The organism is Marinobacterium nitratireducens, assembly GCF_014645375.1.
Lineage (GTDB): Bacteria > Pseudomonadota > Gammaproteobacteria > Pseudomonadales > Balneatricaceae > Marinobacterium_A > Marinobacterium_A nitratireducens.
This window is the reverse complement of record NZ_BMLT01000002.1, coordinates 550,733-563,694: the sequence shown is the minus strand read 5'-3', so window position 1 is coordinate 563,694 and position 12,962 is coordinate 550,733. Positions and strand designations below refer to the sequence as shown.

Sequence of the window (12,962 nt, the reverse complement as noted above, 5' to 3'; positions counted from 1 at the left end):
TCGTGGCATCACCGGGGGAAATAGCCGCCAGATTAACGACCATTGATGACAACCCCGTGACAGGCCCGAAGTCCGGGCTTCAGTCGGCGATTTCGACTTCCAGCATCTCCAGCACCTCGTCGAGCGGCGCCGGTCGGGCCAGCAGATAGCCCTGTCCCATCTCACAGCGATTGTCGCGCAGGAACGCCAGCTGATCGTGCGTCTCGATTCCCTCGGCCACCACCTTGAGGCCGAGTTTGTGCGCCATGGCGATAACCGCGGCGGCAATTTCCATATCGTTGCGGTCCTGGGGGATGTCGCGCACGAAGGAGGCATCGACCTTGAGCTGGTCCACCGGCAGTCGCTTGAGGTAGCTCAACGACGAGTAGCCGGTACCGAAGTCATCGATCGCCAGGGTGACTCCAAGCGCCTTCAGCGCGCCGAGAATCTCGAGCACCCGGCCAATATCGTCCATGATCATCGATTCGGTGATCTCGAACTCCAGGAAACGCGCCGGCAGGCCGGCGTCATCCAGCGCACTGCGGACTGTATCGAGCAGCAGCGGGTCGCGGAACTGGCGCAACGACAGGTTGACCGCCACACGCACCTCGTGCCCCTGATCGAACAATACCTTGCCGGCGCGGCAGGCCTCGCGGATCACCCAGTGCCCCAGCGGAACGATCAGCCCTAGCTCCTCAGCCACCGGGATAAACTCCGCCGGGGAGACAGGCCCGCGTTCGGCATGGTCCCAGCGGATCAGCGCTTCCACCGCGACCAGCTGCAACCCGCCGAGCAGGTTCCACTGCGGCTGATAATGCAGGCGGAACTGTTTTTCCTCCAGCGCCATGCGCAGTTCGCCCTCCATACGGGCGCGGCGCATCACCTCTTCGTTCATTTCGCGCGTGAAGAACTGGTAGTTGTCCCGACCCTGACGCTTGGCGCGGTACATCGCCAGATCCGCGTTCTTCATCAGCACCGCCCAGGAATCCCCGTCCTCCGGTGCCAGAGTGATACCGATGCTGAAAGTAATCAGCACTTCGTGGGCGCCCAGAACGATCGGCGTCAGCAGCGCCGACAGCAGTTTTTCCGCCACCCGTTTGGCCTGCTGCAGACCCTCGAGCTCAGGCAGCAGGATAATGAACTCGTCGCCGCCAAGGCGGGCAATGATATCGGACTCGCGCAGCGTCTGGCGCAACCGTTCCGCCACGGCCTGCAGCAGCCGGTCGCCGACGTCATGCCCCAGGGTGTCGTTGATCTGCTTGAAGTTGTCGAGATCGAGGTAGAACAGCGCCAGTTGCTTGCCGCTGCGCCGCACCTTGCGCAACTCCTGGTCGAGCTGCTCGCGGAACAGGCGCCGGTTGCCGAGCTGCGTCAGCGGATCGTAGAAGGCGAGCTGCTCGATCTGCTCCTGACTCTGCTTCTGTGCCGAGATATCCTCGCTGATGCCGACAAAGTGGATGACGCTGCCATCGTCCTCGACGATCGGCGAAACCGACAGCGTCGACCAGTACAGGGCGCCGGATTTCTTGCGTGCCCGCAGTTCGCCGTGCCAGTCGCATCCGCTTCTGAGCAGCTCCCACATTTCCCGGAAGGTATCGTCGTCGGACTCGTCCCCCTGCAGCAGCCGCAGCTCCTGCCCCTGAACTTCCTCGAGCCGGTAGCCGGTGACCTCGCAGAATTCGGCGTTGACATACTCGATGGCGCCGCGCTCGTTCATGATGATGACCATGCTGGAGCTCTGCTCCACCGCCCGGGACAGCTTGCGCAGCTGCTCTTCCTGCCGGCTGCGCTCGACCGCCAGACATACCAGCCGCACCACCTGTTCGAGCAGCGCGATCTGCGCCGGCGTCGGCAGGCCGATCTCGAAGCTGTAGAGGCAGAAGGTGCCGAGCACCTCCCCCTGGCTGCCGATCACGGGCTCCGACCAGCAGGCCGAGACCCCGGCATCCAGCGCCAGCTCACGCATCCCCTCGCACCAGGGGTGGGTCTGGACGTCATCGATCAGTACCCGCCGCCCGGTCGCCGCACAACTGCCACAGGAACCGGCCCCCTCGAGCGCCGGCAGCCCATCGACCGAAGCGACAAACGCCGGGCTCAGGCTGGGCGCGGCGGCGACCCGCAGATTGCCCTCGTTGTCCAGCAGCATGACCGAACAGGCAATACCGCCATAGGCATCCTCTACCATGGCCGCCAGGCGATCCAGCACCCGGTTAAGCGCTTCGCCGCGCAACAGACAGTCCAGGGTGATGCTCTGCAGGCGTATGCCAAGCTCCTGCTGGCGCTGCCGGGTCACATCCTGGCTCAGCAGCATCAGCCCCCTGTCGTCGCCGAGGGGCAGACGCTGGATGCTGTAGAGCCGCGGCCGCTGGCCGGCGAAATTGACCCAATCCTCGTCACACTGAGGACTGCCGCCGTTTAACGCCAGGCGATCCTGGGCCATGATGCGCAGTGCCACCGGCGCCGGGAAAATATCGCTGGCGTTCTGACCGACGACCGCCTGCGCGGGCAGACCGCTTAGCTGCCGAAATGACTCGTTGCAGTCGCGATAGCGTCCGTCGGGACCCTGGAGGGTGATCGGATAGGGGATGGCATCGAAGGCCGCACGCAGGTTGCCGATATCGTTTTCGAGCCCGTCGATCCGGCGCAGCAGCGCGCGCCGGTGCACGTACCAGTAAAGCGCCGACAGCGTCGTCGACAGAATCACCAGTCCGACCATCAGCAGCGTGACGTCCGGCTGCCATAACCAGTCGCCGGCCCGGGCCCGCGCCGGTACCAGCAACGCCGTCATGCACAGGCCGACCCGCGCGGCAGCAGCCGGCACGGATTGTGACCGACGTCCCGCGATCACGGCAGACGCCTGGAGGTCCGGCCACCGCAGTTGCGGTCGCCGATGTTGCGGGGTTTGAGCTTCGTCGTCACGTTGAACTCCGGCTCAACGACACATCAGAGCTTGCAGGCTCCACCCAGACAGTCGTCGAAGTCCATGCTCTCGAGCTCCGCGCGCTCGTCCCGGCTGACGCGCAGGCGCGCCATCAGGGAGCCCTCGGCGCCTTCGCCTTCGACCACATTGGCCCGTTCGAATACGGCCAGCAGAGTATTGAGCTCATCGAGGGTCAGGTCATTCATCGGTTTTCTCCAGAGGATTCCCTTCAGAGGGATACTTACTCAAATGTTAATAATTGCAAGATATTCCACCATCAACTGCAAGTTGCGTTGACCGCGGAACTCGTTGACGTCGAGCCGGTAAACCACGCGCACCCGCTGTGCCGACTCGTTGGGCCAGCTGGCGGTATCGACATTGAACCAGATAGCATCCACCGCCAGCCCGGAAGCGGGCTCCATCAGTACCAGTTTCAAGTGACGCTGACCGACGATCCGCTGCTGCAGCAGCCGGAACTCGCCGTCGAACAGCGGCTCCGGAAACTGCTGCCCCCAGGGACCGCCTTCGCGCAGGCGTTCGGCGAGCTCCAGGTTAAGCTGGGCTGCACTCAGGGCACCATCCGTCAACAGCCGCCGCTGCAGCGCGCCCTCGTCAAGCTGTCGCCGCACCTCGGCATCGAAGGCCGCGCGAAAGGTCTCCAGGCTGTCGGCCTCGAGGGTCAGCCCGGCCGCCATGGCGTGTCCTCCGAACTTGGTCACAAGACCCGGGTGCCTCGCCGCGATGGCATCGAGGCCATCGCGGATATGGAAACCCGGTATCGAGCGCGCCGAGCCCTTGATCTCGCCGCCGTCTCCCGGCGCAAAGGCAATCACCGGCCGGTGCACCCTTTCCTTGATGCGCGAGGCCAGGATGCCGATCACCCCCTGGTGCCAGCTCTCGTCGTAGAGACAAAGGCCCAGCGGCAGCTCGGACTCGTTCAGTGACAGCCGCTCCAGCGAGTCCAGCGCCTGCTGCTGCATCTCCTGCTCGATACCGCGGCGTTCGCGATTGAGATCGTCCAGCGTACGCGCCAGCTCCAGCGCTTTGTCGCCATCATCGCACAGCAGGCACTCGATGCCGATCGACATATCCTCGAGGCGCCCGGCGGCGTTGAGCCTTGGCGCCAGCGCGAAGCCCAGGTCGCTCGCCACCAGGCGATCCCGACGGCGTCCCGACACCTCGATCAGCGCGCGGATGCCGGGCCGGGTCTGGCCGGCCCGAATGCGCTGCAGCCCCTGGTGCACCAGCACCCGGTTATTGTGCTCCAGCGCCACCACATCCGCCACCGTGCCCAGCGCCACCAGATCCAGCAGCGATGCCAGGTTGGGCGCCGCGATACCGCGCCGCTGGAACCAGCCGTCGGCCTGAAGCGCCCGGCGCAGCGCGATCAGCACGTAGAAGATGACGCCGACACCGCAGGTGGACTTGGCGATGAAACCGCAGCCCGGCTGGTTCGGATTGACGATGGCGCAGGCCGCCGGCAGTTCGCTGCCAGCCAGATGGTGATCGGTGACGATAACGTCGAGCCCCAGCGCGTTGGCACGCGCCACACCCTCGATACTGGAAATGCCGTTGTCGACGGTAACCAGCAGCTGCGGCGCCTGTTGCGCCGCCACCTCGACGATTTCGGGGCTGAGTCCGTAGCCGTACTCGAAACGGTTGGGCACCAGATAGTCGACCCGGGATGCGCCCATCATGCGCAGGCCCAGCACAGCCACCGCGGTACTGGTGGCGCCGTCGCAATCGAAGTCGCCCACCACCAGCACCGGCTCGTCGGCCCTGACCGCGCGCGCCAGGCGTACGACCGCGGCGTCAAGGCCCTGCAGCCCCGAGTCGGGCAGCAGCTCGTGCAGGGTACGGCCGAGCCGTTCGAGGGAGTCGACCCCGCGCGCGGCGTAGATACGCGCCAGCACCGGATCGGTCTCGCGGAATATCGGCAGCGAGGCATCCGGCTCGGGTCGGCGTTCGATCAGTACTTCCGGCATCCTGTCCTCAGGTTCTGGGCGCAGGGAACAGCGTATCGGTGCGCCCCAGCAGATGATAGATCAGCAATCCGGTCCACTCGCGCACGGCGGTCACAAGATCACGCAGATTCACCGCAAACTGCGGCCGGTAGCGTCCGCCGGTGTCGTAGTAGTCGACCGGATAGGGTATAACCTGCCAGCCAAGCCGGCGAAAGATACCGAACGAGCGCGGCATATGAAACGCCGACGTCACCAGCAGCCAGGGTTCGGACGGCACGCCGCCAAGACGCCGGGCGCTTGCGTGGGCGTTTTCCCAGGTATTGCGGGCATCGCGCTCGAAGATCACCCTGTCGCTCTGCAGCGGCAGGCCCTGCAGCCAGGCCTCGGCCACGTCGGCACCGCGATAATCGGGACGGAGCACCGACGCCGAACCGCCGGTGACCACAACAGCCGCCGTCGGGTAACGCTGCATCAGCGCCGGCAGCAGCATCAGCCGCTCCGCCGCCATATTGAACTGCGGCTGTCCGAAGCGGGCGCTGAGCTCTGCATCCTCGCTTCCGCCCAGCACCAGGATGCCCGCTACCCGCTCGGGCAGTGGCGGCTGCGCAAAGCGGCTTTCCAGCGGTCGCAACAGCAGGTCGCCGACCGGCAGCACCAGCAGCAGCGCAGCCGGAATGGCGAGCAGCGTCAGCAACGCGCGGGCGCCACGCCGACCCAGCCAGAGGCCGGCGACGCCGGCCAGCAGCAGCAATACCAGCAGGTTATCGGGCTGCAGCAGCAGCCAGGCCGTCTTGGACAGCAGAAAGAGCGCGTTTTCCACAGGCTATGGTCGAGCGGCCCGAACGGCCGCTCGGCACTCAGGCTTTGTGAACGTGCGAGGCCATGAACTGCTGCACCACCGACAGGTCGTTGCTCAGCACTTCGTAGCGCTCTTCGCGTTCGAACAGGTCTGCCATCGGCTCCGGCAACTGCGGCGACTCCAGCCCGGCCTTGACCACCGGGTCCGGAAACTTCACCGGGTGCGCCGTGGCCAGGGTGATCATCGGCACGCTGCTGTCGCGGTTGCACTCGCGCGCAGCCTTGACGCCGATGGCGGTGTGCGGATCGAGCAGGTAGCCACTCTCGTCGTGCACCTGGCGAATCACCTGACAGGTGGTCTCGTCGTCGACGGCGTAGCTGTCGAACAGCTCGCGCACCTTGTCCCAGCGCGTCTGATCCAGCTGTACCGCCTCGTTGCGGAACCGTGCCATCAGGTCGGATACCGCGGCACCGTCACGGTCGTAAACGTCGAACAGCAGGCGCTCGAAGTTGGACGACACCATGATATCCATCGACGGCGACAGGGTGTGCACCAGCTCGCCGCGGCTCATGTCGTTGCCGGAAATGACGCGGTGCAGGATGTCGTTGCGGTTGGTGGCGACCACCAGCTGCGCGATCGGCAGGCCCATCTGCTTGGCCAGGTAACCGGCGAAGATATCGCCGAAGTTGCCGGTCGGCACCGAGAAGGCCACCGGGCGGTGTGGGCCGCCCACCGCCAGCGCGGCGGCGAAGTAGTAGACGATCTGGGCCATGATGCGGGCCCAGTTGATGGAGTTGACCGCACCGAGCTTGAGACCGTTGAGGAATCCCTGGTCGGCGAAACTGTCCTTGACCATCTGCTGGCAGTCATCGAAGTTGCCTTCCAGCGCGATGTTGAAGACGTTGTCGGCCATTACCGTGGTCATCTGGCGGCGCTGCACCTCGGATACGCGCTTGTAGGGGTGCAGGATGAAAATATCCAGATGATCGCTGTGGCGACAGCCTTCGATCGCGGCGGAGCCGGTATCACCGGAGGTTGCGCCCATGATCACCAGCCGCTCACCGCGCTTGGCCAGGACGTGATCCATCAGACGACCGAGCAGTTGCAGCGCGAAGTCCTTGAACGCCAGGGTCGGGCCGTGGAACAGCTCCAGCACCCACTCGTTGGCGTCGAGCTGCACCAGCGGCGCGACCGCCTGATGCTTGAAGCCGGCGTAGGTCTCGTCGACCATACGCTTGAGATCGGCATCACTGATGCAATCGGAAACGAACGGCTGAATCACCTTATACGCCAGCTCGTGGTACGGCAGGCCGGCCCAGGACGCGATCTCGTCCTGGCTGAAGGAAGGCAGCTGTTCCGGCACGTAGAGACCGCCGTCGCTGGCAAGGCCCGCCAGCAGAACTTCTTCGAAGTTGAGCGCCGGCGCCTGGCCTCGGGTGGAAATGTACTTCACGTTAGTCTCCTCAGTCCTTCAGCTGCTCGACGCGGATGCGGGTGATTTTGCCGAGAATATCGTCCAGCGACTCGATCTGGGCGATGGCGTCGTTCATCACGCGTTCCTTCACCCGCTGGGTCAGGATAATCACAGGCACCTGTTCGGCGGTGGTTTCCTTCTGGATGATCGCCTCGATATTGATACCGCTGTCACCGAAGATCTTGGTGATGTGCGCCAGCACGCCCGGACGCTCGATGGCGTGAATGCGCAGGTAGTACGCGGTTTCGATCTCCTCGGCCGGCAGTACCGGCAGGTCCGACAGCGCGCTGGGCTGGAACGCCAGGTGCGGCACGCGGTTGCCGTTCTCCAGCGACAGCGTCCGCACCACGTCGACGACGTCCGCGACCACCGCAGAGGCGGTCGGCTCGGCGCCGGCGCCGGCGCCGTAATAGAGCGTCTGACCGACAGCGTCGCCGTCGACCATCACGGCGTTCATCACGCCCTCGACATTGGCCAGCAGCAGCTGCTTGGGAATCAGCGTCGGGTGCACGCGCAGCTCGACGCCGTCCGGCGTACGGCGGCTGATGCCCAGATGCTTGATGCGGTAGCCCAGCTCCTCGGCGAACTTGACGTCGTCCTGGGTAATCTGGCTGATGCCCTCGGTGTAGGCTTTCTCGAACTGCAGCGGGATGCCGAATGCGAGTGACGCCAGGATGGTGAGCTTGTGCGCGGCGTCGATGCCCTCGACGTCGAAGGTCGGGTCCGCCTCGGCATAACCAAGCGCCTGAGCTTCCGCCAGAACGTCGGCGAAATCACGGCCCTTGTCGCGCATTTCGGTCATGATGAAGTTGCCGGTGCCGTTGATGATGCCGGCCAGCCAGTTGATCTGGTTGGCCGCCAGGCCCTCGCGGATTGCCTTGATGATCGGAATGCCGCCGGCCACCGAGGCTTCGAACGCCACCATGACGTTGTTCTTCTGCGCCGCTTCGAAAATTTCGTTGCCGTGCACCGCGATCAGCGCCTTGTTGGCGGTGACCACGTGCTTGCCGTTCTCGATGGCGGTCAGCACCAGCTTGCGGGCAACGTCGTAGCCGCCGATGAGTTCGATAACGATATCGATTTCCGGGTTCGTGGCCACCGCAAAAATATCGGAGGTGACGTCAATGCCGCTGGTATCGCAGTTCGGGTTCTCGCGACGCGCGCCCACCTGAGCGACAATAATTCGCTGGCCGGCGCGACGGCTGATTTCGTCTTCGTTGCGCTTCAGTACGTTGAAAGTACCGCTGCCTACGGTACCCAGCCCACAGATACCCACTTTAACCGGTTTCAAATCAATACCTCACTCGTTGCGGAGTCGATCCGATTGCCCGTGCACGCCGGAGGATCCGACGACGCACACCGCGTCCGCGGCAAAAAAGGGGAAGTATTATAGCGGTTAAAGGCCCCGGATTGGATAGGGGGCGAAAAGAAAGGCGTGAGGCGTGAGGCGTGAGGCGTGAGGCGTGAGGCGTGAGGCGTGAATCAGTGTGATTGCCGGCCGTTAGCTGTCGACCGCTGCCTCAAACCCGTTCGCCGCGCGCCGCAGCTCCCGCGCAGCGGACGTAGGAGCCCACTCCGTGGGCGAACAGCCTTGCAGCACGCTGCCAGGGTTCGCTCGCGCAGCGAGCTCCTACCTGCGTTTGTTCTCGTCCGCGCCAACGGACGCCAAACGATCTGTACTGCGATCGATTTAACGGGGTTCGCGATGCCCCAACGGTATTGCTACCGATCATGCCCATACCGGTGCATCGCTCTACCCATCCTCCCATCGAGGATCCGATTGACCGCAGTCGCAGCTGTACGTTTTACGCCTAACGCCTAAGCACTCACCACTTCCGACTCGCCACCTACTCGACCGCATTCAGGCCCAGCATCTGCGCCAGACGATCGGCAGGCACGTAACCGGGTACCAAGCTGCCATCTGGGAAAACCAGCGCCGGAGTGCCGGTAACGCCGACCTTCTGGCCCAGCGCGAACTGCTCCATCACCGGCGAATCGCAGTCCTTGGGCTCGATCGAGCCGCCGCTCTTGACCCGGGTCATGTCGGCCGGGCGCTGCGCCGGATCGTTACACCAGATCGACTGCATCTTGGCGTAGGCACCGGAACGCTCGCCGCCGCGGGGAAACGCCAGATAGTCGACCTGGATGCCGAGCGCGTTGAGTTCGTCGACCTCCTGATGCAGCTTGCGGCAATAGGGGCAATCGACGTCGGTGAACACCGCAATGGTGGCCTTGACTTCACCTTCAGGCTTGAACGAGATACGATCCTCGGCGGCGACCCCGGCGATCAACTCCTGCCGCTTGGCCTTGAGTTTTTCTTCGGTCAGGTTGACGAAGCCCTGCTCGTCGTTGAGGCGATAAAGCTGACCGAGCATGAAGTACTCACCCTTCTCATCGGCGTACAGCACCTCACCGGTTCCGAGTACCACTTCGTAAATACCCGGCATTTGCGAGGGCAGCACAGACTCCACCGGAATACGGGCATCGACTTTCATCAACTGACCGGTGATGGTGTCGACCACGGCCTGGTCGACATCGGCCGCCTGCAGCGCCCCGCTCACACTCATCGCCAGCAGGGCGCTCAGGATCGTTTTACGCATAGTGTCCTCGATATCAGATGAAATTTGCCATGTCCGGTCAGACGCGCCGGGGCGGCACTAGTTCCCGGAGTATATCGCAAAGACCAGGACGCGGCCCCCGTAGAGCCGTAGGAGACCGGTTTCCGGGCGAACCGACTGCATAACCTGAAGCGAATCCCGGTTCGCTCGCAGAGCGAGCTCCTACAGGAAAATCACCCCCTCGGATGATGCTCGCGATGCAGCGACTGCAGGCGCTGCTGCGCGATATGGGTATAGATCTGAGTGGTGGACAGATCACTGTGCCCCAACAGCATCTGCACCACACGCAGGTCCGCGCCGTGATTGACCAGATGGGTCGCGAAGGCATGACGCACCACGTGAGGTGACAGCGGTTTGTCGATGCCGGCCTCCTGGGCATGGCGCTTGACACGATGCCAGAAGGTCTGGCGCGTCATCTGCCGGCCGCGCAGACTGGGGAACAGCACCTCCGAGCCCGGCGGCGCCAGCTCCGGCCGCGCCTCCCTCATATAGCGCTGCAACCAGTCGGCCGCCTCCTCGCCGAGCGGCACCAGGCGTTCCTTGCTGCCCTTGCCGAATACCCGTATCAGCCCCTGCCTCAGGTTGAGCTGCCCACGTGTCAGCTCCACCAGTTCCGAAACCCGCACCCCCGTGGCGTACAGCACCTCGAGCATGGCGCGATCGCGCAACCCCAGAGGCTCCTCCAGCGATGGCGCGGCGAGCAGGCGGTCGACATCGTCTTCGGTCAGGGTTTTGGGCAAGGGACGACCACGCCGGGGGCTGTCGATATTGAGCGTGGGGTCGGCGGCGATACGCTCTTCCCGCAACCAGTAGCGGTAAAAGCCTCGCAGGCAGGAAAGCTGACGCGCGGTGGAGCTGGCCTTGAGACGGGCCTGCAAACGCCAGTCCAGATAACGCCGCAGCCAGGCCTGGTCGGCCTGCAGCAGCGACACATCATGCCCGTTGAGCCAGCAGGCATAGTGCGAGAGGTCACGCCGGTACGACGCCAGGGTATTGCGACTCAGTCCCTTTTCGAGCCAGACCGCGTCGAGATAGCCTTCGATATCGCGCTGGTCGGCGTCGCCGGGCAGACGGCGCCGCAGGCGACCATCGACCACTGCAGCTTCAGTCACGACTCAGCGGTAGATCGAGAGCTCGGAAACCTTGTCGGCGGCAATCGGAAACACCGCCACGCCACGATCGAGCCGCTGCTCGACCTCCAGGGTACCGTTGCTGACCCGCAACAGCGTACCCTCGATATTGCGGCCGAAGTAGGTCCGCAGACGGACGGGTTTGCCGGAGTAGGCATGGGCATCCTTGAGCGCCGTTGGCTTGAAGCCTTTCTCCGCCTCTTTCGCCTTGACCACGATTCCCGGCATCACCTCGACCACGTCCGGGTCGGTGATGGTCACGGCCGGAGGCTGCGGTTCGGGTGCCGGCGCCTCTAGCTCGACGACCAGATCGGGCTCGGCCGGTTCCTCGGGCTGCGCGGCCGCGGCTTCGCTGGCGACGGAGCCGACACTTTCGCTGCTGACGCTGCCGTCCGCACCCGAGGCGGCCGCGGCAAGCGCCTCGTCGTCGAGCAGCGACCAGCGAACCTCGCTCAGATCCTGCCGGCGACCATTGACGGAGACTTTGAGGTTGAACAGGTCCAAAAGCTGTTCGGGCGAGCTGATGGTGCCCAGCGACTCGGGGCCAAAGCCCGGAGGCGGTTCGGCAGAGAGCTGCATGATGGCACGGGGCCGCTGCAGGTCGGCGTAGGCATTGACCAGCTCGTCGGGAACCGACCAGCCAAGGCGCTTGAGTTCCGCCTGCAACAGGCCGCTGTGATACTGCGGATAGTCGTCCGGCGCCATATCGGCTTGCTTGGCGCAGTAGCTGTTGCGCCGCGGGTTGTAACCGAGGTCGCTGTAATCGAAGGTGACACGCTTGAGAGTCGGCTGCGCCGCTGCCAGCGCCTGCGCCGACAGCACGGCCGTCCCGGTTGAAAGCTCGACGGCAACGCCGGTCTGAGCCATGCCATCGACAGTGGCGTCGCTGCGCAGTGTCAGCACCTGCTGGCGGGGCACGAACTGCATCCCCAGGCGCGCGTCCAGACTCAGACGCTGATAGCCCATGGCCCGGGTCGCTGCGAGATCGAAACGCTCGACATCGCCGCAGCCCAGCGCCTCGAAACTGGTGCCGGCTTCGGCGGGCAGTCCACTCTGGGCTTCAAGGGCCTCGGCCATCTGCTCCCACTGGACCAGATAGTCGGCTCCCAGGTCGAGCTGCAGCCCCTTGAGTTCAAGCGACAACTGCTCCGGCCAGGCCTCCTGGCGCAGGCGCTCCTCGGCGTTGAGGTAAAACAGGGGATCGGGGGCGTGGAACAGCACAGACCCGATGCTGATGGCATCATTGCTGCCACCCGGCACCAGCCTGACGCCACTGACGCCGGCCGTACCATCGAGACCCGCTACGACCCGGTCGTAGCTGAGACGGGCGAAAGGCGCCATCGACTCGGCGAGCTGATCGACACTGGTCTTGACCTGATACCAGTAATATCCGTAGGCGCCACCCGCGACCGCCACCGGCACCAGCAGCACACCCAGCCCCTTGACCAGCTTTCCCATCTATACAGCTCCTTGCGATCCGTCAGTACCGGCTTACTGATCCCCTATTCTAGGACTGTTGCCGGGAAATGGCTATCGCTCTGTCAAGGGTATGGAACAACAGTAGACCGGCAGGCATGAATGGTGAGGCAGCGTCATCCCCGCGCACGCAGGAATCCATCAATACCGGTCATAGGGCTCCCCGCATACACGGGAATGACGAACAAAAAAGGCGACCCGCAGGCCGCCTTTTTCAGGAATGCACCGGAACTCAGCCCAGCTTTTCCTTGATACGTGCAGACTTGCCGCTGCGCTCGCGCAGGTAGTACAGCTTGGCCTGACGCACGTCGCCGCGACGCTTGACGTCGATGCTGTCGACGGTCGGGCTGAAAGTCTGGAAAGTACGCTCAACGCCCACGCCGTGGGAGATCTTGCGTACGGTGAAGGCAGAGTTCAGGCCGCGGTTACGCTTGCCGATAACAACGCCTTCGAACGCCTGCAGGCGGGTACGAGTGCCTTCAGTTACCTTTACCTGTACGACAACGGTGTCACCCGGGCCGAATTCAGGTACCTGCTTACCCATCTGCTCAGCTTCGATCTGCTGAATGATAGAGTTTTTGCTGCTCATCGCTCGCTCCTAG

At 64.1% G+C, this 12,962-nt stretch carries 10 protein-coding genes; all 10 read right to left on the bottom strand.

The features are described 5' to 3' along the window. Window positions 1-79: 79 nt before the first annotated feature. Entirely contained in the window at window positions 80-2,800 is a 2,721-nt protein-coding gene (locus tag IEX85_RS05480) for a sensor domain-containing protein (protein ID WP_188859179.1), read from the bottom strand. Window positions 2,801-2,922: 122 nt separating this feature from the next. Then, the gene (locus IEX85_RS05475) at window positions 2,923-3,105 is read right to left on the bottom strand and encodes a hypothetical protein (protein ID WP_188859177.1); all 183 of its coding nucleotides are present in this window, start codon (window positions 3,103-3,105) and stop codon (window positions 2,923-2,925) included. 39 nt (window positions 3,106-3,144) lie between these two features. After that, window positions 3,145-4,884, bottom strand: coding sequence for a single-stranded-DNA-specific exonuclease RecJ (gene recJ / locus IEX85_RS05470; RefSeq protein ID WP_188859175.1), 1,740 nt, complete (start codon window positions 4,882-4,884; stop codon window positions 3,145-3,147). 7 nt (window positions 4,885-4,891) lie between these two features. Further along, entirely contained in the window at window positions 4,892-5,683 is a 792-nt protein-coding gene (locus IEX85_RS05465; RefSeq protein ID WP_188859173.1) for a YdcF family protein, read from the bottom strand. Between the two features lie 37 nt (window positions 5,684-5,720). After that, complete coding sequence (thrC, locus tag IEX85_RS05460; protein WP_188859170.1) at window positions 5,721-7,115, bottom strand: threonine synthase; 1,395 nt, start codon at window positions 7,113-7,115, stop codon at window positions 5,721-5,723. A 10-nt stretch (window positions 7,116-7,125) separates the two neighbouring features. Beyond that, window positions 7,126-8,427 (bottom strand): homoserine dehydrogenase, encoded by a 1,302-nt coding sequence (locus tag IEX85_RS05455; protein WP_188859168.1) that lies wholly within the window; start codon window positions 8,425-8,427, stop codon window positions 7,126-7,128. A 556-nt stretch (window positions 8,428-8,983) separates the two neighbouring features. After that, window positions 8,984-9,736: a DsbC family protein gene (locus IEX85_RS05450; protein WP_188859166.1), complete on the bottom strand. Its 753-nt coding sequence runs from the start codon at window positions 9,734-9,736 to the stop codon at window positions 8,984-8,986. Between the two features lie 191 nt (window positions 9,737-9,927). Beyond that, on the bottom strand, window positions 9,928-10,866 hold the full coding sequence (xerD, locus tag IEX85_RS05445) for a site-specific tyrosine recombinase XerD (RefSeq protein ID WP_229721799.1): 939 nt from the start codon (window positions 10,864-10,866) through the stop codon (window positions 9,928-9,930). Window positions 10,867-10,869: 3 nt separating this feature from the next. After that, window positions 10,870-12,342, bottom strand: a complete 1,473-nt coding sequence (locus IEX85_RS05440) for an aq_1923 C-terminal domain (protein ID WP_188859164.1) — start codon at window positions 12,340-12,342, stop codon at window positions 10,870-10,872. A 250-nt stretch (window positions 12,343-12,592) separates the two neighbouring features. Further along, window positions 12,593-12,949 (bottom strand): 50S ribosomal protein L19, encoded by a 357-nt coding sequence (gene rplS / locus IEX85_RS05435; RefSeq protein WP_188859163.1) that lies wholly within the window; start codon window positions 12,947-12,949, stop codon window positions 12,593-12,595. Window positions 12,950-12,962: the final 13 nt, after the last annotated feature.